General features: G+C 69.6%; 23 protein-coding genes and 2 tRNA genes. 14 read left to right on the forward strand and 11 right to left on the reverse strand.

Annotated features, from left to right (window positions below; genetic code table 11):
* The first annotated feature begins 32 nt into the window (after positions 1 to 32).
* The 3 genes from PV679_RS18195 to PV679_RS18205 all read left to right on the forward strand — a co-directional run bounded on the left by PV679_RS18195 (position 33) and on the right by PV679_RS18205 (position 5,298).
* Positions 33 to 2,942, forward strand: coding sequence for a UPF0182 family protein (locus tag PV679_RS18195; RefSeq protein ID WP_319681371.1), 2,910 nt, complete (start codon positions 33 to 35; stop codon positions 2,940 to 2,942).
* A gap of 42 nt (positions 2,943 to 2,984) precedes the next feature.
* Positions 2,985 to 3,061: transfer RNA gene (locus PV679_RS18200), tRNA-Met, on the forward strand.
* A 188-nt stretch (positions 3,062 to 3,249) separates the two neighbouring features.
* A complete protein-coding gene (locus PV679_RS18205; protein WP_319681348.1) occupies positions 3,250 to 5,298 on the forward strand; it encodes a tetratricopeptide repeat protein in 2,049 nt (682 codons plus the stop codon).
* A gap of 94 nt (positions 5,299 to 5,392) precedes the next feature.
* Here the strand turns inward: PV679_RS18205 and PV679_RS18210 are convergent, their stop codons facing one another.
* Positions 5,393 to 6,514, reverse strand: coding sequence for a hypothetical protein (locus PV679_RS18210; protein WP_319681349.1), 1,122 nt, complete (start codon positions 6,512 to 6,514; stop codon positions 5,393 to 5,395).
* Positions 6,515 to 6,766: 252 nt separating this feature from the next.
* Between PV679_RS18210 and PV679_RS18215 the strand changes: the two genes are divergently transcribed.
* Positions 6,767 to 6,840: transfer RNA gene (locus PV679_RS18215), tRNA-Met, on the forward strand.
* A gap of 160 nt (positions 6,841 to 7,000) precedes the next feature.
* On the opposite strand, the gene PV679_RS18220 is transcribed toward PV679_RS18215, so the two are convergent.
* Positions 7,001 to 7,417, reverse strand: a complete 417-nt coding sequence (locus PV679_RS18220) for a Fur family transcriptional regulator (protein ID WP_319681350.1) — start codon at positions 7,415 to 7,417, stop codon at positions 7,001 to 7,003.
* A gap of 144 nt (positions 7,418 to 7,561) precedes the next feature.
* Between PV679_RS18220 and PV679_RS18225 the strand changes: the two genes are divergently transcribed.
* Complete coding sequence (locus tag PV679_RS18225) at positions 7,562 to 9,013, forward strand: catalase (protein ID WP_319681351.1); 1,452 nt, start codon at positions 7,562 to 7,564, stop codon at positions 9,011 to 9,013.
* A 113-nt stretch (positions 9,014 to 9,126) separates the two neighbouring features.
* On the opposite strand, the gene PV679_RS18230 is transcribed toward PV679_RS18225, so the two are convergent.
* From PV679_RS18230 to PV679_RS18255, 6 genes are all read right to left on the reverse strand, one after another.
* Positions 9,127 to 9,528 (reverse strand): cyclic nucleotide-binding/CBS domain-containing protein, encoded by a 402-nt coding sequence (locus PV679_RS18230; RefSeq protein ID WP_319681352.1) that lies wholly within the window; start codon positions 9,526 to 9,528, stop codon positions 9,127 to 9,129.
* A gap of 325 nt (positions 9,529 to 9,853) precedes the next feature.
* Positions 9,854 to 10,654 carry a histidinol-phosphatase gene (gene hisN / locus PV679_RS18235; protein WP_319681353.1) on the reverse strand — a complete coding sequence of 267 codons (801 nt, stop codon included), beginning with the start codon at positions 10,652 to 10,654 and terminating at the stop codon, positions 9,854 to 9,856.
* Positions 10,655 to 10,840: 186 nt separating this feature from the next.
* Positions 10,841 to 11,164 carry a multidrug efflux SMR transporter gene (locus PV679_RS18240; RefSeq protein ID WP_319681372.1) on the reverse strand — a complete coding sequence of 108 codons (324 nt, stop codon included), beginning with the start codon at positions 11,162 to 11,164 and terminating at the stop codon, positions 10,841 to 10,843.
* 100 nt (positions 11,165 to 11,264) lie between these two features.
* Positions 11,265 to 12,275: a ribosome small subunit-dependent GTPase A gene (rsgA, locus tag PV679_RS18245; protein ID WP_319681354.1), complete on the reverse strand. Its 1,011-nt coding sequence runs from the start codon at positions 12,273 to 12,275 to the stop codon at positions 11,265 to 11,267.
* A 4-nt stretch (positions 12,276 to 12,279) separates the two neighbouring features.
* Positions 12,280 to 13,641 carry a 3-phosphoshikimate 1-carboxyvinyltransferase gene (gene aroA, locus PV679_RS18250; RefSeq protein ID WP_319681355.1) on the reverse strand — a complete coding sequence of 454 codons (1,362 nt, stop codon included), beginning with the start codon at positions 13,639 to 13,641 and terminating at the stop codon, positions 12,280 to 12,282.
* Between the two features lie 159 nt (positions 13,642 to 13,800).
* Entirely contained in the window at positions 13,801 to 14,523 is a 723-nt protein-coding gene (locus PV679_RS18255) for a M50 family metallopeptidase (RefSeq protein ID WP_416069745.1), read from the reverse strand.
* A gap of 49 nt (positions 14,524 to 14,572) precedes the next feature.
* On the opposite strand from PV679_RS18255, the gene PV679_RS18260 reads away from it, so the two are divergent.
* The 9 genes from PV679_RS18260 to PV679_RS18300 all read left to right on the forward strand — a co-directional run bounded on the left by PV679_RS18260 (position 14,573) and on the right by PV679_RS18300 (position 23,083).
* Complete coding sequence (locus PV679_RS18260; RefSeq protein ID WP_319681356.1) at positions 14,573 to 15,388, forward strand: SOS response-associated peptidase; 816 nt, start codon at positions 14,573 to 14,575, stop codon at positions 15,386 to 15,388.
* A gap of 89 nt (positions 15,389 to 15,477) precedes the next feature.
* Complete coding sequence (locus PV679_RS18265) at positions 15,478 to 16,161, forward strand: alpha/beta family hydrolase (RefSeq protein WP_319681357.1); 684 nt, start codon at positions 15,478 to 15,480, stop codon at positions 16,159 to 16,161.
* 248 nt (positions 16,162 to 16,409) lie between these two features.
* Complete coding sequence (locus tag PV679_RS18270; RefSeq protein WP_416069746.1) at positions 16,410 to 17,057, forward strand: sigma-70 family RNA polymerase sigma factor; 648 nt, start codon at positions 16,410 to 16,412, stop codon at positions 17,055 to 17,057.
* Positions 17,054 to 17,374: a mycothiol system anti-sigma-R factor gene (rsrA, locus tag PV679_RS18275; RefSeq protein WP_319681359.1), complete on the forward strand. Its 321-nt coding sequence runs from the start codon at positions 17,054 to 17,056 to the stop codon at positions 17,372 to 17,374. The genes PV679_RS18270 and rsrA overlap by 4 nt, the downstream gene beginning before the upstream one ends.
* Positions 17,375 to 17,552: 178 nt before the next feature.
* Entirely contained in the window at positions 17,553 to 18,971 is a 1,419-nt protein-coding gene (locus PV679_RS18280) for an HD-GYP domain-containing protein (protein ID WP_319681360.1), read from the forward strand.
* Positions 18,968 to 20,257 carry an HD-GYP domain-containing protein gene (locus PV679_RS18285; protein ID WP_319681361.1) on the forward strand — a complete coding sequence of 430 codons (1,290 nt, stop codon included), beginning with the start codon at positions 18,968 to 18,970 and terminating at the stop codon, positions 20,255 to 20,257. Before PV679_RS18280 ends, PV679_RS18285 begins: the two co-directional genes overlap by 4 nt.
* 96 nt (positions 20,258 to 20,353) lie before the next feature.
* Positions 20,354 to 21,358, forward strand: a complete 1,005-nt coding sequence (locus PV679_RS18290) for a hypothetical protein (RefSeq protein WP_319681362.1) — start codon at positions 20,354 to 20,356, stop codon at positions 21,356 to 21,358.
* A 184-nt stretch (positions 21,359 to 21,542) separates the two neighbouring features.
* Positions 21,543 to 22,220, forward strand: a complete 678-nt coding sequence (gene def, locus PV679_RS18295; protein WP_319681363.1) for a peptide deformylase — start codon at positions 21,543 to 21,545, stop codon at positions 22,218 to 22,220.
* Positions 22,221 to 22,345: 125 nt separating this feature from the next.
* Entirely contained in the window at positions 22,346 to 23,083 is a 738-nt protein-coding gene (locus PV679_RS18300; RefSeq protein ID WP_319681364.1) for a D-Ala-D-Ala carboxypeptidase family metallohydrolase, read from the forward strand.
* A 66-nt stretch (positions 23,084 to 23,149) separates the two neighbouring features.
* On the opposite strand, the gene PV679_RS18305 is transcribed toward PV679_RS18300, so the two are convergent.
* The 3 genes from PV679_RS18305 to PV679_RS18315 all read right to left on the reverse strand — a co-directional run bounded on the left by PV679_RS18305 (position 23,150) and on the right by PV679_RS18315 (position 24,240).
* Positions 23,150 to 23,545 carry a DUF2809 domain-containing protein gene (locus PV679_RS18305; RefSeq protein ID WP_319681365.1) on the reverse strand — a complete coding sequence of 132 codons (396 nt, stop codon included), beginning with the start codon at positions 23,543 to 23,545 and terminating at the stop codon, positions 23,150 to 23,152.
* 34 nt (positions 23,546 to 23,579) lie between these two features.
* Entirely contained in the window at positions 23,580 to 23,828 is a 249-nt protein-coding gene (locus PV679_RS18310) for a DUF397 domain-containing protein (protein WP_319681366.1), read from the reverse strand.
* Between the two features lie 88 nt (positions 23,829 to 23,916).
* Positions 23,917 to 24,240, reverse strand: a complete 324-nt coding sequence (locus tag PV679_RS18315) for a DUF397 domain-containing protein (protein ID WP_319681367.1) — start codon at positions 24,238 to 24,240, stop codon at positions 23,917 to 23,919.
* Positions 24,241 to 24,312 lie beyond the last annotated feature (72 nt).

Here is a 24,312-nt window from a genome sequence, read left to right on the forward strand (position 1 = left end):
CGAACTTCGAGGTGCGCACGTTGGCTTTCCAGATGCCGGACCGCGGCGGAGGCCCGACCGGGCCACGGATCACAGTGGGCCGGCCGTCTCGGCGCGTCCGTACCCTGCTCATGACATTGGGTGTGCTGGCCGTGCTGGCCATGCTGTTCGTCATGTTCGCCGGGTTCTGGACCGACTGGCTCTGGTACCGCTCGGTCGACTACTCGTCGGTCTTCACCACCACCCTGTGGACCAAGATCGGGCTGTTCGCGGTCTTCGGCCTGCTGATGGCCGTCGCCGTCGGGCTGAACATCTGGCTGGCGTACCGGCTGCGGCCGCCGCTGAGCGCCATGTCGATGGAGCAGCAGAACCTCGACCGGTACCGGATGGGGATCGCGCCGTACAAGAAGTGGGTGCTCCTCGCGGTCACGGCCCTGGTCGGGCTGATCGCGGGCGCCTCCGCCGCCGGCCAGTGGCGCATCTGGCTGATGTGGGTGAACGGAGTGGCCTTCGGCCAGAAGGACCCGCAGTTCAAGATGGACGTGTCGTTCTACGCGTTCGATCTGCCCTGGTACCGCTTCCTTCTCGCCTTCGGCTTCGCGGCGGCCGTGCTGTCGCTGATCGCCGCCGCGCTGACTCACTACCTCTACGGCGGCCTGCGCGTCACCAGCCCCGGCGCGCGCGCCACGGGCGCGGCCACCGGCCATCTCTCGGTGCTGATCGGTGTCTTCGTCTCGCTCAAGGCCGTGGCCTACTGGCTCGACCGGTACGGCCTGGCGGTGAAGTCCAGCGACTTCAAGGCGGCCGGAAACTGGACCGGACTGCGGTACGTCGACGCCAACGCCTATCTTCCGGCGAAGACGATCCTCTTCTGCATCGCCGTCATCTGCGCCGCGCTGTTCTTCGCGACGCTCTGGCGCCGCACCTGGCAGCTCCCCGTCATCGGCTTCGGTCTGATGGTGCTGTCGGCGATCCTCATCGGCGGTCTCTACCCGGCGATCGTGCAGAAGTTCCAGGTCCAGCCGAACGAGCAGGCCAAGGAATCGCCGTACATCAAGAAGAACATCAACGCCACGCGCGCGGCGTACGGCATCGATGACGCCGATGTGCAGGATTACGGCGGCAAGGGCAATCCCGACAGGAAGGCCGAGCAGCGCAAGGCGGCGGATTCCGCGGCCAGTTACCGGCTGGTCGACCCGAATGTGGTCTCGCCCGCCTTCCAGCAGCTCCAGCAGGAGCGGAAGTACTACCAGTTCCCCGCCACGCTGGACGTCGACCGGTACACCGGTCCCGACGGCAAGCCGCAGGACACGGTGGTCGGTCTGCGCGAGCTGAACATCACCGGTATCCCCAAGCGCAACTGGATCAACGACCACTTCACGTACACCCATGGGTACGGAGTGATCGCCTCCAAGGGCACGAACACGGTGACGAACGAGAACGACGGCACCGTCGGCGCTCCCGATTTCATCGAGTCCGGCCTGCCGACGACCGGTCAGCTCGGCACGTACGAGCAGCGCGTCTACTACGGCGAGAAGACCGAGCAGTACTCGATCGTCGGCGGCCCGCAGAAGGAGCTCGACTACGAGAAGAACGGCGAGCGGACGACGAGCTACCAGGGCAAGAGCGGCGTCAGCCTCTCCAATCCGCTGAACCGCGCGGCATACGCCGTGGCCTTCAGCGAGCCCCAGATGGTCTACTCCGGCGCCATCGGTGACGGCTCGCGGATTCTTTACAACCGCACGCCCAAGGAGCGCGTCGAGGCGGTCGCACCCTGGCTGACCATCGACGGCGACGCCTATCCCGCCGTCGTCAACGGCCGTATCCAGTGGATCGTCGACGCCTACACGACGACGAACGGCTATCCCTACGCGTCCCGTACGACCCTGGGCGACACCACGGCCGACTCGCTGACGGACAATCAGCGCGCGGTCGTCGCACAGCAGAACCAGGTCAACTACATCCGGAACTCGGTGAAGGCCACCGTCGACGCCTACGACGGCACGGTCAACCTGTACCAGTGGGACACCGAGGACCCGGTGCTCAAGACCTGGATGAAGGCGTTCCCCGGCACGGTGAAGCCGAAGGCCGAGATCAACTCCGAGCTGCTGGCCCATCTGCGGTATCCGCAGGACATGTTCAAGGTGCAGCGCGAGCTTCTCACCCGCTACCACGTCACCGACCCCGCGCAGTTCTACAGCGGCAGTGACGCGTGGCAGGTGCCGGACGACCCGACCACCAAGGACAGCAACGCGGTCCCGCCGTACTACCTGAGCGTCAAGATGCCCGGTCAGACGGGACAGAAGTTCTCGCTGACCACCACCTTCACGCCCAACGGACGCCCCAACCTCGGTGCGTTCATGGCGGTGGACGCCGATGCCACCAGCGGTGACTACGGCAAGATCAGAGTCCTGAGCGTGACCTCCACCGTGCAGGGGCCGCAGCAGGTGCAGAGCGAGCTGAACGGTGTACCGGAAGTCGCCGAGTTCGTCAGAAACCTGAGAGGCACCGACTCGGACATCGAGTACGGCAACCTTCTGACGGTGCCGCTCGACGGCGGCTTCCTCTATATCGAGCCGGTGTACGCGCGCGGTGGCAGTGCGAACTATCCGCTGCTGAAGAAGGTGGCCGTCTCCTACGGAGGCAAGCCCGTCTTCAAGGACACCCTCGGCGAGGCGCTGAACGCGGTCTTCGGAGCGGAGAGTTCCGAGCCGCCGACAACGACACCGCCACCACCGGCGGACGAGACCACGAAGCCGCCGGCCACCGGTGACAAGGCGCTCAAGCAGGCCATCGCGGACGCCCAGAAGGCGTACGAAGACGGTGAGGCGGCGCTGAAGCAGCAGGACTGGACGGCGTACGGGAAGGCTCAGGAAGCCCTTCAGGACGCCTTGCGGCGGGCCGCCGAGGCGGACTCCGGAGCCGGTTCGACCGCCGGGAACGGCGGTGCCGACAGCGGCTGAGCAGGCATCACTCCGCGTCGTGGTAGGGTTGGGACACAACGACGCGGGGTGGAGCAGCTCGGTAGCTCGCTGGGCTCATAACCCAGAGGTCGCAGGTTCAAATCCTGTCCCCGCTACCAAAAGTCAAGGGCCCGGATCCATCAGGATCCGGGCCTTTGTCGTGCGTTCGTGCGAACTGCGTTGTGGGTCGGGTGAGTTGGCCCCGAGTGCGTTTGGGTTGTCTCTCTGTGGGCATGTCGACAAAACGCTGAAGTGACCTAGCGGGTCGCGGCATACCTGCTGTACGTGGGTGGTAGGTGGTGCGACGATGGAGTTTATGGGGGATAGGACAACTCTGTTGGAGACAGGGCGGTTTGTGCAGCACGATGATTACAGCGCCGTCAGCGCGACCAGCGCCGCCGCCGACACCGCGGATCCGACCGGTACGGCGAGTGTCCGGCGCGCCACCGGCCCGGAGGAGACCACCGATGTCGAGACCGAGGCCCGCCACCGGCGCGCCGCCGATGCCGGTGATACGGCGTCGATGAGCGCGCTCGGCGCACTGCTGCTGCGCCGCGGTGATCTCGACGGGGCCGAGCCGTATCTGCGCGCGGCGACCGCTCAGGGCGAGCGCGCCGCCGCCAACAACCTGGGTGTCCTTCTGCATCAGCGCGGCTACGCGGACGAGGCGGCCGGCTGGTGGCGTATCGCCGCCGTCGCCGGGTCCGCGGCCGCCGCCCACGCGCTGGGCCGGCACTTCCGTGAGCTGGGCGACGAGCCGGCCGCCGAGTACTGGCTGCGTCAGTCCGCGGAGCAGGGCCACGCCCTCGGCGCCTATGCCCTCGCCGACCTGTTGGAGCACCGCAGCGATGTCGGGGCCGAGCGCTGGCTGCGCGCCGCCGCCGAGCAGGGACACCGGGAGGCGGCGTACCGGCTCGCGCGCGCGCTGGAGCGCCGGGCCCGTGAGGCGGCCGGCACCAGCGGCGATGTGACCTACGGCAGCGGTACGGGCCCGCCCACTTCGGGACGGCTGCACCTGGGCCGGTCCGTACCGGGACCGGCCACCGCCGGTGGTGGCCGGTCCGGCGCGGGCCCGGCCGGTGCGGCTCCAACCTCCGGCGCCCGTGGGCGTACCGGGACCGCCGGCGCCGCGTCCGGCGCGTCCTCGCTCATCAGCGAGGCCGCGCAGTGGTACCGGCAGGCCGCCGCGCGCGGCCACCGCCGGGCGGCGCTGTATCTGGGCGCGATCCTGGAGAAGCGCGGCGAGCTCAAGGAGGCCGGCCGTTGGTATCTGACCGCCGCCAAGGAGGGCGAGGCGCGGGCCGCGTGCGCCCTGGCCTTCCTGCTGCGCGACGCCGGTGACGAGGAGAGCGCCGCGATCTGGTGGCTGCGCGCCGCGCAGGACGGCAACGGCAACGCCGCGAACGCCCTCGGCGCGCTCCACGCCGCCCGCGGCGAACCGCAGACCGCCGAGCGCTGGTATCGCGCCGCGATGGGCGCGGGCGACATCAACGGCGCGTACAACCTGGGCCTGCTCTGCGCGGCGCAGGACCGCACGGTCCAGGCCGAACAGTGGTACCGGCAGGCCGCCTACGCGGGCCATCGCGAGGCCGCCAACGCCCTCGCCGTCCTGCTGCTGCAGGCCGACGACCCGACCGGCGCCGAGCCCTGGTTCTCCAAGGCCGCCGAGGCGGGCAGTGTGGACGCCGCGTTCAACCTGGGCATCCTCCACGCCGGACGTGACGAGGACCGTACGGCCCTGCGCTGGTACGAGCGTGCCGCGGCGGCCGGACACACGGAAGCGGCTCTCCAGGTCGGCATCGCCTGTCTGCGGGACGGTGACGAGCAGTTGGCGGAGCGCCATCTGCGCCGCGCCGCCGGCGGCGGCAGCGCCGAGGCCGCCTTCCGGCTGGCCACTCTGCTCGACGCGCGACAGCCGCCGCCCGGATCGCCCGCGCTCGGTGAGCCGTACAACGTGAAGAGCGAGTGTGAGCAGTGGTACGAGCGGGCCGCGGAGCAGGGACACCGCCGGGCCCAGGTGCGCGTCGGCATGCTCGCCGCGGGCCGTGGTGACATCACCGGCGCCGCGCGCTGGTACCGGGAGGCCGCGGAGGCGGGCAGCAGCAGTGGAGCCTTCAACCTCGGCCTGCTGCTGGCGCGTGAGGGCGGTGAGCGTGAGGCCGCGCTGTGGTGGACCAGGGCCGCTCAGGCCGGGCACGGCCGGGCCGCGCTGCGGCTGGCGCTGCTCGCCGCCCGCCGCGGCGAGCTGACCGAGGGTCAGCGCTGGTGCGCACGCGCCGTCGAGCTGGGTCCCGCCGAGGTGGCCGAGCGCGCGGCACGGCTGCGTGACGCGCTCCACCAGGAGCTCACCGCCTGATCCCGTGCGGGCCCGCAGGCCCGCACGGCAGCGCCCCGGACTCTCGTCGAGAGAGCCCGGGGCGCCGTGTGTGTTCAGGGAACGTCAGGTGCGGTCAGTCTCTCTCGGCCGCCGGTGTCCCGGGAGTGAACCGCTCGGCCAGGGCGTAGTTCGTATAGGGGAATCTCGGGCTGTAGACGCCGTACGATCCGATGGCCCAGAGGGCACCGGTTCCGTCGACCGGAGTGATGTCTTCGAAGACGTAACTGCCCTCCATGCCCTCGGTGTCGTCGATGGGCGCGGTCTTTCCGAGCTCCCTTGTCCAGGAGGCGCCGTCATAGCGCCAGAACGCCGGCTTGCTCATGTCGGCGTCCCGCCCGGCGACCCACAGGCCGCCCACGCCGTCGACGGTCATGCCATGGAGCTCGAAGCCTTCCATCGGCCCCGTGATGTCCTCCCAGCCGGTGCCGTTCCAGTGGGCGATGCTGGGAGCGTCCTCCCAGTCCCGCGCGGAGCCGGACACATAGACGCTGTCCGGGGACTCCTGGCTCACCTGGTCGATTTCCGTGCCGACGGTCGGAGGCTGCTCGACCTGGGTCCAGGTGGCGCCGTCCCAGTGGTAGACGACGGCGCGGCCGGTGCTCGCCGGATACACCATTCCGGTCGCCCAGGCGTCGTCGGCGGAGAGCGCGTCGATGTCCCGGATATGGATGTTGGACGGCAGGCCGAAGGTCTCCCAGGTGCCGTTCGTCCAGGTGCGCAGGCTGGTGCCGCCCATGAAGAGACGTCCGGGCACGGCCTTGATCGGCACGCTGGTCCAGAAACTCGTGTCGACATCACCGGCGACCGTCACGCCGGTCCACCGCGTGCCGTCGTAGTGGAACAGCTTCGGTGTCAGCGAGACGAATCCGTAGGCCCATACATCGGTGGCGGAAACGGCGCTGACCGATGACCACTCCCACACCTCCGGCAGGCCGGGCGCCGGGTCCTTGCTCCACCTGGCGCCGTCCCAGCGCAGGATGAGCCCGGCGCCGTCCTTCGAACCGCTCGCCCAGGCCAACTCCGGGCCGACGGAGGAGACCGAGCCCGGAAAGGTCTCCGCGGTGTCGGCGCCGGAGGCGATCTCCCAGGCGGAGTCCTGGGCGATGCCGGTCGCACCGGAGGTGGTGGCGGTGATCAGAGTGCCGGCAACGGCGAGTGCCACGGCGCTTGCGCGGGCGAGGTGCCTTATTCGCATGAGGTGCGTTCCTCCGTATGTGTGGATGTGTGTATATGGCCCGGGCCCGGCGGCACGCGCGGCTCGCGCAGACGTTCGAGTCGTGGGCTCTTGCCTGGTGAACGTAGCCGCTGGGTCTGACAGTTGAAGCGCGGATTCGCGCCTCCGCCGTGTCTCACGCGCCGGTCCCGCGCATCGGCTCGCGTCTACAGGAGGTGTCGCCCATATGAATTTGCGCTGGTCGGTGGCGTGACGTACTGTTGCGTTCAACGACGCGGGGTGGAGCAGCTCGGTAGCTCGCTGGGCTCATAACCCAGAGGTCGCAGGTTCAAATCCTGTCCCCGCTACTGGAAAGTCAGAGGCCCGGATCTCGAAAGAGATCCGGGCCTCTGGTGTTTCCGTGTTTCCGTATAGGACAGTGCGGCGGTGGTGTCCGGGCCGCATGGCGATGGCCCCGGCGCCGTGTGCGCCGAGGCCACTCATCGCGTGGTCGGGATCGCGCCGTCCTCAGGCGGAGGCGCAGTTCGGGCAGGTGCCCCGGTAGGTCACCTCGACATCCGAGACCGTGAAGCCGAAGCGCTCGCCGTCCGGCAGATCGGACAGCGGGTCTCCGGTGGGATGGACATCACGGATGGTGCCGCAGCGCGCGCAGACCAGATGCTGGTGCGGCCGGTGGGCGTTCGGGTCGTAGCGCTTGGCGCGACGGTCCGTCGACACCTCCAGCACTTCACCGAGCGTGACCATCTCGCCCAGCGTGTTGTAGACGGTCGCCCGGGAGATCTCCGGAAGCCTGACGACGGCGCGCGCGTGCACCTCGTCGGCCGTGAGATGGACATGGTCCCCGTCGAGGACCTCGGCCACAACCCGCCGCTGGGCGGTCATGCGCCAGCCGCGTTCGCGAAGTCGTTCCAACAGGTCACTCATAGGACCAGCCTAGCAGTGAGGGGACCCAGGTCCCGAATGAGTGTGACTTTGGATGTTTGCTTGACTTAGACAACGTCCATCGTAGGATCGAAGTCGGCAAACGCCAAGGGACAGGACTTGCAGGTAATGACGCAGGAGGCGCACGTGACGCAGGGACCGCTCACTACGGAGGCCGGGGCACCGGTAGCCGACAATCAGAACAGTGAGACCGCGGGCCTCGGCGGTCCCGTTCTGGTCCAGGACCAGGCGCTTCTGGAGAAGCTCGCGCACTTCAACCGCGAGCGCATTCCGGAGCGCATCGTGCACGCGCGCGGCGCCGGAGCGTATGGCACCTTCACCCTCACCCGTGACGTCTCGCAGTGGACCCGGGCGAAGTTCCTCTCCGAGGTCGGCAAGCAGACCGAGACGTTCCTGCGGTTCTCCACCGTCGCGGGCAACCTCGGCTCGGCGGACGCGGTGCGCGACCCGCGCGGTTTCGCGCTGAAGTTCTACACCGAGGAGGGCAATTACGACCTCGTCGGCAACAACACCCCGGTGTTCTTCATCAAGGACGCCATCAAGTTCCCCGACTTCATCCACACCCAGAAGCGCGACCCGTACACCGGCTCGCAGGAGGCGGACAACGTCTGGGACTTCTGGGGCCTCTCGCCGGAGTCCACGCACCAGGTGACCTGGCTGTTCGGTGACCGCGGCATCCCGGCGACGCTGCGTCACATGAACGGCTACGGCTCGCACACGTACCAGTGGAACAACGAGGCCGGCGAGGTCTTCTGGGTCAAGTACCACTTCAAGACCGACCAGGGCATCAAGAACCTCACCACCGCCGAGGCCAACCAGCTCTCCGGCATGGACCCCGACAGCCACCAGCGCGATCTGCGCGAGGCCATCGAGCGCGGTGACTTCCCGTCCTGGACCGTGCAGGTGCAGGTCATGCCGGCGGCCGAGGCGGCCACATACCGCTTCAACCCGTTCGACCTGACCAAGGTCTGGCCGCACGAGGACTACCCGCCGATCGAGATCGGCAAGCTGGAGCTCAACCGGAACCCGGAGAACATCTTCGCCGAGGTCGAGCAGTCGATCTTCTCGCCGGCCCACTTCGTGCCGGGCATCGGCCCCTCTCCGGACAAGATGCTCCAGGGCCGTCTCTTCGCGTACGGCGACGCCCACCGCTACCGCGTCGGCATCAACGCCGACCACCTGCCGGTGAACCGTCCGCACGCCACCGAGGCGCGTACCAACAGCCGTGACGGCTACCTGTACGACGGCCGTCACAAGGGCGCCAAGAACTACGAGCCGAACAGCTTCGGCGGTCCGTTCCAGACGGACAGGCCGCTGTGGCAGCCGGTTCCGGTCAGCGGTGGCACCGGCAACCACGAGGCGCCGCTGCACGCCGAGGACAACGACTTCGTCCAGGCCGGCAACCTGTACCGGCTGCTGTCCGAGGACGAGAAGGCCCGTCTGGTCGACAACCTCGCGCAGTTCATCTCGAAGGTGTCGCGTGACGACATCGCCGAGCGCGCGGTGAACAACTTCCGCCAGGCGGACGGTGACTTCGGTAAGCGCCTGGAGGCCGCGGTCCAGGCCCTTCGCGGCTGATGGCTTAGCCGAGCGGAAGGGGCCGGGTCCTTCGGGATCCGGCCCCTTCTGTTGTCGCCGCGGACCGGCGGTGCCCCGGCGGGCCGAGCGATGGACCGGCGGGCCGGGATGCCTCAGCCGGCCAACACCGCCGCCTCGCGCCTGGCCGGCGCCCAGCACCGGATGATGTCGCGTACGGAGACGATGCCGACGGGCTCGCGGTCGTCGAGGACGATGAGATGGCGGAATCCGCCGTGGGACATGGCCGAAGCGGCTTCCTCCAGCGTCCAGGCGGGCGCGGCGAAGACGACATCGGTCGTGGTGTGGGTGCAGGCGGTCTCGAAGTCGGGACTCTCGCCCGCGCCGAGCGAGTTGAGGATGTCACGCTCGGTGAGGATGCCGATGCCGCAGTGGTCGGTGTCGAGGACGACGGCGGCGCCGACGCGGCGCGCCGACATCAGCCGGGCCGCCTGGCGGAGCGTATGCGCGGGCCCGATGGTCAGAACCACCGAGCTCATGGCGTCACGGACAAGCATGGGGTGGAGCCACCTCCTTGGCGAACCGTCTCCCGGAGACCCCTCCTGGCGGACCCGGGAAGACCCTGAGAAACGATTCACAAGTTCACAAGTGGGGAGACTCTCAGCGTGACACCCTTGCGCGAAGTCAACAAGGGGGCGGTAGGCGCTCGGCGAGGGGCGTGCAAAAAACCGACAAACGCTGCTCAGTCGCCTCACGCGCTCTGTCCGGCGCCGGACACGGGCGCGACGACGGGACCGGGCGCCGTAGGGACGGGGCCCGGTCGCGGTGGCGTCGCGGTCTTCCGGCCGCCGGGCGGCGTACGCGGCCCGGCGCGGCGGCGCGTCAGTAGCGCTGGTTCAGATAGCCGAGCAGTTCCTCGTGCAGCACGCCGTTGGAGGCCGCCGCGTTGCCACTGTGCGGTCCTGGGCGGCCGTCGAGACCGGTGAAGCTGCCACCGGCCTCCTGGACGACGATCGCGGTCGCCGCCATGTCCCACAGCGACAGCTCGGGCTCCGCGCAGATGTCCACCGAGCCCTCGGCGACCATCATGTACGGCCAGAAGTCGCCATAACCGCGAGTGCGCCAGCACGCCCGGGTCAGATCCAGGAAACCGTCCAGGCGGCCCTGCTCCTCCCAGCCGGTCAGTGAGGAGTAGGCGAAGGACGCGTCCTGGATACGCGAGACATCGGAGACACGCAGCCGGGTCGCGGAGGAGAGGCTGCGGCCCGTATAGGCGCCGCCGCCCTTCGCCGCCCACCAGCGCCGGCCCAGCGCCGGCGCGGAGACGACACCGACGACCGGCTCGTAACCGCCTTCCGCCGCCACCATCAGCGAGATCAGCGTCGCCCAGACCGGCACACCCCGGACGTAGTTCTTGGTGCCGTCGATGGGATCGATGACCCAGCGACGCGGCCCCGTGCCCTCCACGCCGTACTCCTCGCCCAGGATCGCGTCGCGCGGCCGGGCCCGCTGGAGCTGGCCGCGGATCAGCTCTTCGGCCGCCTTGTCGGCCTCGCTCACCGGGGTCATGTCCGGTTTGGTCTCGACCTTGAGGTCCAGAGCCTTGAACCGGTCCATGGTCCCGGCGTCGGCGGCGTCCGCCAGAACATGGGCGAGACGCAGATCATCGTGGTAGTCGGGCATGGTCGTCACAGTATCCACAGCGCCGGACGGTGGGCCACGGGGTTCGCCCGGCGAGAGCCGCCAGGGCCTTGACGGTGCGCGATCGCGCGTCAACCGCTCCGCGCGGCCGTCACCGTACCGGCCGCCGTACCGCCGGTGTGCCGAGACCGAGAGTCAGTGGATCCTGAGAGGTCTGGATCCTGGGAGTCAGTGGGCCGATCCCGAGAGCTGGAGGCCGATGACGCCGATGATCACCAGGGAGATCGAGATGAGCTTCAGGACGGACACTACATCGCCGAGGAAGACCATGCCGTAGATCGCGGTGCCCGCCGCGCCGATGCCCGTCCACACCGCGTAGGCCGGACCGACATCGAGCTTCTTCAGCGAGAGCGTCAGCAGGCCGAAGCTGCCGAGCGCGAAGCTCGCGAAGGCGATGGTCGGCCACAGCCGGGTGAAACCGTGCGAGAGCTTCAGACAGACGGCGAAACCCGTCTCCAGAATTCCGGCGACCACAACCAGCAGCCACGCCATGGTGAAGGCCCCTCCCGCGTCCGTGACTGCCTGGTCCCAGCGGTCGTACTCGGTGCGATTATGCACTTACCAGCGCCGGTGGACCGCAAACGTATGCGCGTCAGTCGCCCTCGTGGCGCTCCCGCGTGGCGAGAAGTCGCCGGAGTGAGTAGAGCCGGGCGGGATCGGCGTGTCCCTCCGCCACCCAGGCGTCGAGCGCGCAGTCCGGTTCGTCGTGGCTGCACGCCCGAGGACAGCCCTCCGTACCCGGCACCAGATCCGGGAAGGCGAGAATGACCCGGGACGGATCGACATGATGCAGTCCGAAGGAACGGATGCCCGGAGTGTCGATCACCCAGCCCTCCGCCTTCGCCAGCGGCAGCGCGAGCGCCGAGGTGGTGGTGTGCCGGCCGCGGCCGGTGACCGCGTTGACCAGGCCCGTGATCCGTCGGCGGTCCTCCGGCACCAGAGCGTTGACCAGCGTCGTCTTGCCGACGCCCGAGTGCCCGACGAAGGCCGTGACCCGGCCGTCGAGATATTCGCGCACCAGGTCCGCGGCGTGGCCGCTCACCAGCTCGTCACGCCGGGTGACGACATAGCGGATGCCGAGAGTCCGGTACGTCTCCAGCAACTCGTCCGGTGGAGACAGGTCCGACTTGGTCAGGACCAGCAGCGGCTCCAGGCCTCCGTCGAACGCGGCGACCAGACAGCGGTCGATCAGCCGAGGACGCGGCTCCGGGTCGGCGAGCGCGGTGACGATCGCCAGTTGGTCGGCGTTGGCGACGACCACGCGCTCGTACGGATCGTCGTCGTCCGCCGTGCGCCGCAGCACCGAGCGGCGCTTCCCGATCCGGACTATGCGCGCCAGCGTGTCCTTCTTGCCCGTGAGATCGCCGACCAGACCGACCTGATCTCCCACCACGGCTGCCTTGCGGCCCAGTTCACGCGCCTTCATGGCCAGGACGACACGGTCGTCGACCAGACAGGTGATCCGGCCGCGGTCGACGGTCAGGACCATGCCCTCCGAGGCATCCTCGTGTTTGGGCCGGATAGTCGTACGCGGCCGGTTGCCCTTGGGATTCGGGCGGGAGCGGATGTCGTCCTCGTCCGGGTTCTTGCCGTAGCGGCGCATCGCGTCAGGCTCCCGCTCCCGCGAGCATGCCGGTCCACATGCGTGGGAAGTCGGGCAGGGTCTTGGCGGTCGTCGCCACGTTCTCGATCTCCACGCCGTCGACGGCGAGACCGATGATCGAGCCGGCCGTGGCCATGCGGTGGTCGTCGTACGTGTGGAACACACCGCCGTGCAGCGGACGCGGTCGGATGTGCAGGCCGTCCGCCATCTCGGTGACATCGCCGCCCAGCTCGTTGATCTCCTTGGTGAGCGCGGCGAGCCGGTCCGTCTCATGAAGCCGCAGATGAGCGACGCCGCGCAGCGTGGAGGGCGAGTCGGCGAGCGCGGCGACCGCCGCGATACCGGGCGTCAGCTCTCCGACCTCGCTCAGATCGATGTCGATGCCATGGATCCGGCCGGTGCCGGTGAAGGTGAGGCTGCTGCCCTCGGCCGTCATGCCGAACTCGCAGGAACCGCCCATCTCGGTGAAGATCTCGCGCAGCGCGTCACCCGGCTGAGTGGTCCGCTCCGGCCAGTCGGGGATCGTCACCCGGCCGCCGGTGACCAGGGCCGCGGCAAGGAACGGCTGAGCGTTGGAGAGATCGGGCTCCACGGTCAGATCGCGGCCGAGCAGCGCGCTGGGCGAGACCCGCCAGACATTCGGCTCACCGCCGCTCTCCGGCTCGTCGACCTGGGCGCCGACCGAGCGCAGCATGTCGACGGTCATCCGGATGTGCGGCAGCGAGGGCAGGGCCGAGCCGATGTGCCGTACCTCCACGCCTTGGTTGAAGCGGGCTCCGGAGAGCAGCAGCGCCGAGATGAACTGCGAGGACGCGGAGGCGTCGATCTCCACCGCGCCGCCGTCCAGCGCACCGCCGCCGTGCACGGTCAGCGGGAGCGAGCCGCGGTTGTCGTCGTCGATACGGGCACCGAGGGCGCGCAGCGCGTCGATGACACCGTGCAGCGGACGCTCGTAGGACCGGGCGTCGCCGTCGAAGCGGATGGGACCGTCGGCGAGCGATGCGACGGGCGGCAGGAAGCGCATCACCGTGCCGGCGTTGCCGATGTCGAGAGTGGCCGGGCCGTGCAGTCCGGCGGGGATCACCCGCCAGGCCTCGCCGCTGGGACCGGGTGCGCCCGCGACGGCGGAGCTGGACGACACCGTCTCCTCGATGCCGACTCCCATGGCCCGCAGCGCGTCCGCCATCAGCAGCGTGTCGCGGGAGCGCAGCGGACGGCGCAGCCAGCCGGGCTCCGCGGCCAGTGCGGCGAGGACCAGCGCCCGGTTCGTAACCGATTTGGATCCGGGCACGGTGACCGTCGCTTCGACGGCCCCGCTTGCGTGGGGGGCGGGCCAGAGGGCGGGCTGCACGGAGCTTTCGGTCATGGCCAACACTTTAGTGGCTCTTGAACGAGCGGGATCCTTGCCAAATGCGACGAAACCAGGACTTAACCGAAGGATGATGCGGGTGCGTGGAGGCACGTGAGGATCACGGGTCGGCGGCCCGCGCCCCGCACGGCGCGTGCGGCGCTTCCGAGTGCGCTTTCAGAGGCCCAGCAGCCAGCGCCCGCCGCCGATGAGTGAGCAGAGCGAGACGGCGTGGAAGAGGAACAGCCACAGCGCCGGCGGCACATGAGTCAGCCGTCCGAGCTGGTCGGCGTCGGAGTCTCCGGCGCCGCCGTGCCGGCGCTTGGACTGGAGCTCGAAGGCCGGGCGTACGCCACCGATCAGCAGAAACCAGACGGCGGTGTACGCGAACGCCGACTGGACGGCGGGACCGGTCAGCCAGGAGACGAGCAGGAAGGCGGCGCCGGTGAGGACCACGGTGAGCGCGCCGTACGCGTTGCGGATCATCACCAGCATCGCGATCAGCAGCGCCGTCGCCAGCCAGAGGAGCAGAGTGATGTGGTGCGCGGCCAGCAGCCAGGCGCCGCCCAGACCGAGCAGCGGCGGCGCGGTGTATCCGGCGGCGGCCGTGAGGATCATGCCGAGGCCGGTCGGCCTGCCACGGCTGACGGTCAGCCCCGAGGTGTCGGAGTGCAGCCGGATGCCGTCGAGACGGCGGCCGGTGACCAGGGCTATGAGCCCGTGGCCGCCCTCGTGCGCGATGGTGATCGTATTGCGGGAGAGCCGCCAGAGCGGACGCGGTACGACGGCGACGAGCGCGAGCGCCGCCGTCACCGCCACCAGCCACTCGTCCGGCGCGGGCTGAGTGCCGAAGACGCGATCCCACAGATCGCCGATCGGGGCGAAGTCGATGCTGGCCATTTCTCGGGCGGCTCCTCGGCTGGGTGGACGTCGTGGCAGTCTGGCACTCATGTGCGGAAGGTATGCGGCCAGCCGGAGACCAGAGGATCTGCGGGGACTCTTCGGCGTGCGGAAATGGGAGCCCGAGGAGACCCTCGCGCCCGACTGGAACGTGGCTCCGACGAAGGAGGTCTACGCGGTTCTGGAGCGTCCGGTGAAAGACGCCGGGGATCCGGCTCCGGTTCGTCAGCTCCGCAAACTGAGATGGGGCCTCGTGCCGTCCTGGGCGAAGACCCCCGAGGGCGGAGCGCGGATGATCAACGCGCGCGCGGAGACCGTGCACGAGAAGCCGTCGTTCCGCCGTCCCTTCGTCTCCCGCCGGTGCATCCTGCCCGCCGACGGTTATTACGAGTGGGTCACCGGCTCCGACGAGCGGCAGCTTGAGGAGCAGGGCCGCAAGAAGCGGCCGCGCAAGCAGCCCTACTTCGTCACACCGGCCGACGGTTCGGTCATGGCGCTGGCCGGACTGTACGAGTTCTGGCGCGACCGGACGCTGCCGGACGATCATCCGGGAGCCTGGTGGGCCACCTGCTCGGTGATCACCACCGAGGCGGAGAGCACGCCTCTGGCGGTCGCGCCGGCCGAAGGCCCAGGATCGCTGGCCGACATCCATCCCCGGATGCCGCTGATGCTGACTCCGGACCGCTGGGACGCCTGGCTGGACCCGGCCCGTACGGACCCGGAGGAGCTGCGTGGGCTGCTCGCTCCGCCGCCGGCCGGACTGATGCGGGCGTATCCGGTCGCCACGGCCGTGAGCAATGTCCGCAACAACGGGCCCGAGCTGCTGGAGGAGCTGGCCGCGCCGGAGGAGAGCACGCTTTTCTGAGCGGGCCGCGGACCTCTGGGCAGTCCGTAGCACCGGCCGCGCGCGATGCGCTCCCCGGCGGCGGCTCGTCCGCACGGCAGGATGGCCGAGTGACGAACGAGACTGCGAACGGGACAGCGGGCGCCAGGAAGGCGGACGAGCCGGAGCGGGAGACCGTCGGGACACCCGCCGGGGACGCGCGGGTCACCTGGCACCGGGCGAAGCGGCCACGGCTGGTCCTCGCGCTGGGCCATGGCGCGGGCGGCGGGATCGAGGCCCGCGATCTCCAGGCTCTCGCCCGGGTCCTGCCCGCGCTCGGTGTGACCGTCGCGCTGGTGGAACAGCCCTGGCGGGTGGCCGGGAAGCGGCTGGCGCCCGCGCCCAAGTCCCTGGACACCGGCTGGCGGGCGCTGTGGCCCGCGCTGCAGCGGCCGGGACTGCCCGTCGTCGCGGGAGGGCGCAGCGCCGGAGCGCGTGTGGCCTGCCGCACGGCGCGCGAGCTGGGCGCCCGCGCCGTACTCGCTCTGAGCTTCCCGCTGCATCCGCCGGGTAGGCCGGAGAAGTCCCGGGCCGCCGAGCTGCTGGAGTCAGGTGTGCCGAGCCTGGTCGTCCAGGGCGGAAACGATCCCTTCGGCAAGCCCGCCGAATTCCCCGGCGGCGCCTACGAACTCCTGGAGGTGCCGGCCGCCGATCATGGTTTCGCCGTAGCGAAAAGGGCTCCCATCTCGGGTGACGAGGCCCTGGGCATCCTCACCGAAGGCGTGACGCGCTGGCTCGGCGCCCTCCGGGAATGACGAGCGTGGGGCCACTGTTGTGAGAAATATCAGTGAGAGAGCATCGAGAGGGAGTCCGTCGCATGGGTTCGACCATCTGCCCGCGCCGCTCAGAGGCCGCTGACCTGGAGTGGACGGTGCTTTCCGCGCCGAAGGCCGCCACCGTGCGGGCGGCCGGCGGGACGGACCGACAGGCCGCGTCGCCACAAGGTCGACTATTCTCCGATTCGAGTGGGTCCGCATTCGGAGCCACCACAGCGTTGGAGGAGGTGGGTCCGGTCACAGGGACCGATGACGGCCACATCGAAGAGAGCGCTGCCGAGCGCAACGCCCGCTTCGAGCGGGATGCGCTGGGCTTCCTCGACCAGATGTACTCGGCCGCGCTGCGCATGACGCGCAATCCGGCCGATGCCGAGGACCTCGTGCAGGAGACCTATGCCAAGGCGTACGCCTCCTTCCACCAGTTCCGCGAGGGCACCAACCTCAAGGCCTGGATGTACCGCATCCTCACCAATACGTTCATCAACTCGTACCGCAAGAAGCAGCGCGAGCCTCAGCGCAGCGCCGCCGAGGAGATCGAGGACTGGCAGCTCGCCCGCGCCGAGTCGCACATGTCGACGGGGCTGCGCTCGGCCGAGTCGCAGGCGCTCGACCACCTCCCGGACTCCGATGTGAAGTCCGCACTGCAGGCGATCCCCGAGGAGTTCCGCATCGCGGTCTATCTCGCGGACGTAGAGGGCTTTGCGTACAAGGAGATCGCGGACATCATGGGAACACCCATCGGTACGGTGATGTCGCGACTGCACCGCGGCCGCCGTCAGCTTCGCGGCATGCTGGAGGATTACGCCCGTGACCGCGGGCTTGTCCCGGCGGGTGTCGGAGAGTCGTCGGACGATCGGAAAGGTTCGGACTCATGAGCTGCGGAGAGCCGCATGAGACGGATTGCGCCGAGGTTCTCGACCACCTTTACGAGTTCCTCGACCATGAGATGCCCGACAGTGACTGCACCAAGTTCGAGGTGCATTTCGAGGAATGCTCGCCATGCCTGGAGAAGTACGGACTTGAGCAGGCCGTGAAGAAGCTGGTCAAGCGGTGCTGCGGGCAGGACGACGTACCGACGGATCTGCGGGCCAAGGTCATGGGCCGGATCGATCTGATCAGGTCGGGCCAGGCCGTGCCGGACAAGGAAGTGTCGACGGCCGGCGCGGATCTTCCGGGCGTCGCCAAGGAGTAACGGACCTGTGTGCCGCGCGTCGCGCGGCACACAGGCGCGTACATACACGCACAAGCCTCCGTGCGTAACACCGCCGTCACCCGATGGTGCGAATCGTCTTCGTACGACCGCTGAACGCTCGCCAACTCGCTAGCCTGACCCTCTGTTTCGGGGCGGGACCGAGAAGGGGCGGGGACGGGTGAGGGCCATACCGGGTGGGGCACGCGTATACATCCTGGGCGTCGGAGTCTGCGCGGTCGCCTGTGTCCTCCCGGTGCTGCGTCCCGGTACGCCCTGGCGGGCCCTGGCCCTGCTCGCCGCGCTGTACGCCTTCTGCGAGATGCCGGCCCGCTGCCGCTTCCGGGGCCGCCTGCTGAGCGGCTCCGCACCGGTCATGGCCGGATCGTTCTTTCCCGTGCTGCTCGCCGCGGCCTTTCTGCTGCCGCCGGCCGCCGCCGCGCTGGTCGCCGTTCCCGGAGCGCTGATCGGCCGGGTCGAACAGCGCCCGAAGAGCGCACGGCGGATCTGGCGCGCGGCGCAGCTCACCGTGGCCACCTGGGCGGCGGCGCGGGCCCAGGTGTTCTTCGGCGGGCCGGTCGCGCTCGGCGGCGGCGGATACGGGCTCAAGACGCCCGACTTCCCGTATGTCCTGCTGCCGGCCGGCGCCGCGGCCCTGGCCTTCTGTCTGGTGCTGTCCGCGCTGGACGGCGGCATCCTCGCCACCGCGGAGCGGCTGCCGCTGCGCACCGCCTGGCGCGGACTGCTGTCGCGCTCACTCGCTCCGCATGTCGCGCACGGCCTCGCCGGGCTGATGATGGCCGTCCTGTGGCGCAGCCCGTACGGTCCGCCCGCCGCGCTCTTCGTGCTGCTGCCGATGTACATCTCCTCCTGGGTCTTCGCCCAGTACCACCGCGAGCGCGCCGCTCACCAGGCCACCATCAGAGCGCTCGTCCAGGCCGTCGACATCAAGGACAAATACACCCGCGGCCACAGCGAGCGGGTCGGACACGCCTCCGTGATGATCGGCCATGAGCTGGGCATGGAGCGGGAGCGGATCGAGGTGCTGCGCTTCGCCGGCATCCTCCATGACGTCGGCAAACTCGGCGTCCCGACGCGGGTGTTGCGCAAGGACGGGCCGCTGACGCCCGAGGAGCGACGAGTGATCGAGCTGCATCCCGAGTACGGACACGAGATGGTGCGCGGCATCGGATTCCTGGGAGAGGCGCGAGCGGCGATCCTGCACCATCACGAACGGCTGGACGGCAGCGGCTATCCGTACGGTCTCGCCGGCCCGCAGATCCCGGAGTTCGCCCGGGTGGTGGCCGTGGCCGACGCCTTCGACGCGATGACCTCGACCCGCTCGTACCGGCGAGGACGGCCGGTGCACACCGCGGTGGCGGAGCTGGAGCGGTGCGCCGGGACGCAGTTCGACCCGGAGATGGTCAGCGCGCTGGTGCGGGCCCTGGACCGGCACGGCTGGCAGACGGCGGTCACGGCGGACGACGAGAACACCGGGCCGACGGCGAGCGCGTTATGGAACCAGGTCCCGGTGCGGGCGCCGGAGCAGCGCGGAAACGTCCCGGCGGCCGGCCGGACACCTCGCGGCGGTCGCGGATGACGGCGACCGCGTCCCGGCCGGTGCCCGGCAGGAGGGAGACGGTGCCTCTGACCGTGGTCGGGGTGTACGCGGCCGGAGGGCTGCTGACCGTCGCCGCTCTCGGTGACACCTTCTGGCACGGTCTCGTCGAACCCCGTACCGCGCTCGCCTTCGGTGTGCTCATCCTCGTCGGTGAGCTGGCCCGGTGGGGCGCGCTTCCCGGAGAGCGGGAGCCCGCGCCGCTCGGAGCGGCCGGTGCGCTCGCGTACGCGCTGCTCGGAGAGAACGCCGGCCGCGCGACCACCCACGGCGTGCTCCAGACCGTCGCCGTCGTCGTCGCGGCCGCGCTCGCCGGTGCCGTACCGCATGTGGCCCGGGGCCGCGGGCCCGCACTCGACCACATGGCCCGGCGGATCCTCACCGTCGGCTTCGCGGCCCTCTGCTTCCAGCCGCTCTACAACGCGGAGGACCTGCGGGAGCGGTGCGGTGAAGGGCCTTTCTACGCGCTGCTGCTGCTACTGCTGCTGGTACTCACCGCGCTCTGCGACGCCGTCCTGGCCGCGCTGATACTGCGGGCCCGCACCCGCCATCCCTTCGGTCCTCTGCTCCGTGACGAGCTGCGGGCGCTGCTGCACATCGGTTCCGCCGTGTGCGCCACCGGAGTGGTGATCGCGCTCGCCGCCGCCGTCGCGGGCCTGTGGGCGCTACCGGTGTTCTGCGTGCCGCTGCTGCTGACCCAGGTCTCCTTCCGCCGGTACGCCGCGGTGCGGACGACCTACCGGCAGACCATCGCCTCGCTCGCGCGCGCCACCGAGATCGCCGGTTACACGCCGCACGGACACGCCCGCAGGGTCGCCGAGCTGAGCCGGGCGGTCGGCCGTGAGCTGGGCCTCTCCGGCTCCGAGCTGACCGTCCTGGAGTACGCCGCGCTGATGCACGACATCGGCCAGCTCTCCCTCGTCGACCCGGTGCCCGAGGGCGCCACCGCACTGCTGCCGTTCGCCGAGCAGCGGCGTATCGCCCTGCTCGGTGGCGCCGTGGTCCGCCAGACGGGCGTCCCGGCCGCCGTCGCGGTGGTGGTGGAGCGGCAGGCGGATCCGTACCGCGAGCAGCCGTTGCCCGCCCGGATTGTCCGCGCCGTCAATGCGTACGACGACCTGACCGGGGAAAGTGCCAGTGCGAGTGGTCCGCTCAGCGCACTGGAGAGGCTGCGGCTCGGGACGGGGCACGACTACCAGCCCGAAGTGGTGGAATCTCTGGCGCGGGTCCTGTCCCGAGGCGGCCCGGCCCCTGGTGGGGCAGGGTAACCCATGGGTAATGAGCGGGCGTCCGACCGAGCATGGTTGGATGCGAAGAAGAGTGTGTCCGGGGGCACTGACCCGAGCGACCGGCAGGCGGGAATCGTGAGGATCTTCGGGAAGGTACGGCATCGGCCCTCCGCCTCTTGGAGGCAGGCCACCGACCGCGCGTTCACGCTGATCGGTGACGGCCGGTACGAGGACGCGGGCGCGCTTCTCACCCGAGCGGCGGATCTGGAGCCCTGGCTCTCCGAGTCCTGGTTCAACCTGGCGTTGCTGCACAAGTTCCGGCACGACTGGGAGCAGGCGCGCGCCGCCGGACTGCGCGCCGTCGCCCTGCTGGACAAGGAGACCGGCGCGCCGGACTGGTGGAACGTCGGGATCGCCGCCACCGCGCTCCAGGACTGGCCGCTGGCCCGCCGCGCCTGGCAGGCGTACGGCCTGAAGGTGCCGGGCAATCCGCACAGCGTCGAGGCCAACGCCGAGCCGGACGGTATGGAGCTGGGCAGTGCGGCGGTCCGGCTCTCGCCCGAGGGTGAGGCCGAGGTCGTGTGGGGCCGCAGGCTCGACCCGGCCAGGATCGAGGTGCTGTCGATTCCGCTGCCGTCGTCGGGCCGCCGCTGGGGTGAGGTCGTCCTGCACGACGGCGTACCGAACGGCGAGCGCACCACGGCCGCCGCCTCGGACGGCGCCACCAGGGCGTATCCCGTGTTCGACGAGATCGAGCTGTGGGCTCCCTCGCCCGTGCCCACCTGGGTGGTGCTGCTGGAGGCCGCGACCGAGGAGGACCGGGACGCCCTGGAGCGGCTGGCCGCCGACGCCGGATTCGCGGCCGAGGACTGGTCGTCCTCCGTCCGTCTGCTCTGCCGGGCCTGTTCGGAGAGCCGCATGCCGAGCGCCGAGGGCGACGGCGAACATCTCGACCCGCACGACCACAGCGAGCCGGGCCATCCGGGACCGCTGGGTCACCGTACGGCCGGTGAACTGTGGGCGCCGGAGCGCGAATGCGGCATCGCCGCGCCGCCCGGACTGGTCCGCGGCCTGCTCGACGGCTGGGTCGCCGACAGTCCGGACACCCGCGAGTGGCGCGATCTCGAAGAAGTCTGCTGAGCGCCGCCGCTACGGCCTCCCACGCCGGAGAGTGAGCCGACGCGGGCCTCGGTGACGGAACGACCACGCCGCGAGCGGAATCGCGGGGCGTCGTGAGCCCGCTCTCTATCGTTGGGCAGGCCGTTAGGCTGTACGGGCACATCGTGCAGGCAGCATCGGGAACCGAGGAAGGCGTACTGCGGACATGGCGCAGCAGGAGACGGACCAGCGGATCGACAGTGGAGCCTCCGGGGCGGAGCCGGAGGACGGATCCGCCGTGGATGAGCACGGGTTCGTCGTGGACACGGAGGACGCCGAGGCGCGCGAGCTGGCGCACCGCGAGCGCGGCACGTCCCGCCCGATCACCGTCGTCGGGAACCCCGTGCTCCACCGGGAGTGCCAGGACGTCACGGAGTTCGACGACAAGCTCGCCGCGCTGATCGACGACATGTTCGCCAGCCAGCACACGGCCGAGGGCGTGGGCCTGGCCGCCAACCAGATCGGCGTGGACCTCAAGGTCTTCGTCTACGACTGCCCGGACGACGACGGCGTGCGCCATGTCGGCGCCATCTGCAACCCGGTGCTGGACGAACTGCCGCCTGAGGAGCGTCATCTTGACGACTCCAACGAGGGCTGCCTGTCCGTGCCGACGGCGTACGCCGCGCTGCCACGTCCGGATTACGCGGTGGTCCGCGGCCAGGACGCCAAGGGCCGTCCGGTCAAGGTGAGCGGCACGGGCTACTTCGCGCGCTGCCTCCAGCACGAGACCGACCATCTGTACGGGTATCTGTACATCGACCGCCTCTCGAAGCGCGACCGCAAGGACGCGCTGCGGCAGATGGCGGAGAACACTCCGCGCTACGAGACCGTCCCGAACGACTGAGGCGTACCTCGGGAGGTCCCCGTCGGCGCGCCGACGGGGACCGGGCCCTTCCAGGGACACGGTTGACGCGCGTCGACCGTTGGGCCAGTCTCGGCTCTACATGTCACTGTCCACAGGGAGATCCGATGCTTCGTCGCACCGCACGACTCCTGCTCAGTCTTGTCATGACCATGTCTTTCGCCTGGGCCGGGACGCTCGTCACGGCCGGCTCGGCGCACGCCGACGGCTGTTACACCTGGTCGCGGTCGCTCTCACAGGGCGCCTCGGGCGCCGATGTCACTCAGCTCCAGATCCGCGTGGCCGGCTATCCGGGAAGCGGCGGCGTGCTCGCCGTCGACGGCGCCTACGGCCCGGCCACCGCCGCCGCCGTCCAGCGCTTCCAGTCCGCCTACGGGCTGGCGGCCGACGGCGTTGCGGGCCCGGCCACGTTCAACCAGCTCTACGCGCTCCAGGACGACGACTGCACACCGATCCACTTCAGCTACGCCGAGCTGAACGACTGCAACACCACCTGGGCCGGGGGAGCGGTGGACGCCGCCACCGCCAAGTCCAACGCGCTGCGCACGATGTGGAAGCTGGAAGCGCTCCGGCACGCGCTCGGTGACCAGCCGCTCCGGGTGACCAGCGGCTTCCGCTCGCAGGCGTGCAACAGCTCGGTCGGCGGCGCGTCGAGCAGCCGCCATCTCTACGGTGACGCCGCCGACCTGGGCTCGGGGCCGCACTCTCTCTGCACGCTGGCCCAGCAGGCCCGTAACCACGGCTTCAACGGAATCCTCGGCCCTGGCTATCCGGACCACAACGACCACGCACATGTCGACCACCGGCCGAGCCGCTTCTGGTCCGCGCCCAACTGCGGCATCTGACCGTGCTCCGGCATATGTGACCGTGCTCCGGAGTTGGCGGCCGTCTTACTGACCGGTTCCGGGGCCTCACGCCACGGGCGAGGGGCCCCGGAACATCAGCGTCCTGTGCACGAGCCCCGCGCATCCGGCGCCTACCGCGTACCACAGCAGGTCAGGCGCGTTGAAAGTGGAACCGAGGACGAGCCGCGCGGCGAGGCTCCGCGCGGCCAACTCGGCGGGCACGCCGGTGAGCTGAAGCAGTTCGACGGCGTAGCTGAACGCGAGCGCGACCGAGGCGGCGACCAGCGGCCGCACTCGTGGAGCGAGCAGCACCACGAGCGCCTGGATGAGCACGGTGTAGAGCGCGTCGCCCGCGTACTTGGCGACATCTCCGGTCGCGACGGCCCTGATCCCCAGTCCGGCGACCAGGACCATCCCAGCCGCAGCGCATGCCGCCAGGCGCGTACGCGCGAAGTTCCCCATGCGGGGACCCTAGCCGTTGGTCATCGGTGGGTTTTCAGTGATCCCTCGCGTAGGAGACGAATGCGCTCCATCGTTCAGGAGAGACCCGGAGTGCGGGTCCGTGTACCGTTTTTGAGTCGCGGATGTGGACTGTGCGTGGTGCGAGGGCCACCTCGATGCAGTTGCCGCCGTCCGAACCGCTGTAGCTGCTCTTGAACCAGGCAAGTTGGGCGTGCTCGGCCACGAGCGTCGGCGAACCGTAGGTGTCGGCGTCGGAGCTGTTGCTGATGAATCGCAGTGTCATGGGGTGTCCCACCTGTTGAGTGGTTTGGCGGCCTTGTGCGACAGAGTTCGTAGGGGCCCCACAGCCGTCGTACGTGGGGTGGGGCCGATCATCTGACAGGCGGATTTCGGACGGCAACGTCGTCTCCGTTACTTACGAAGGAGACGAAGGTCGGCCACTTGTCCATGGCGATTCGAAGTATGGGGCCCGGTACGTTCTTCGAATCGCGGACATGCACTGTCGAGAGGGAGACTGCGACCTCGACGCAGTCTCCGCCGCCCGATCCGCTGTAGCTGCTCTTGAGCCAGGTCAGACGCGCATGGTCGGTCGCGACTGTCGGCGAGCCGGTACCGCTAGTGTCGGCGGCGGGGTCGATTCCGATGAACCGTAAAGCCATGGCCACCTCACCTGTCGAGTGGGATCTTATACACATGTGACGTTGCCAACCAATAACCTTCGTACGATTTCAGTGGTGCCGTTAAACTTAAAAAAAAAAAAAATAAAA

The sequence above is a fragment of the Streptomyces sp. AK02-01A genome (assembly GCF_033795305.1).
GTDB lineage: Bacteria > Actinomycetota > Actinomycetes > Streptomycetales > Streptomycetaceae > Streptomyces.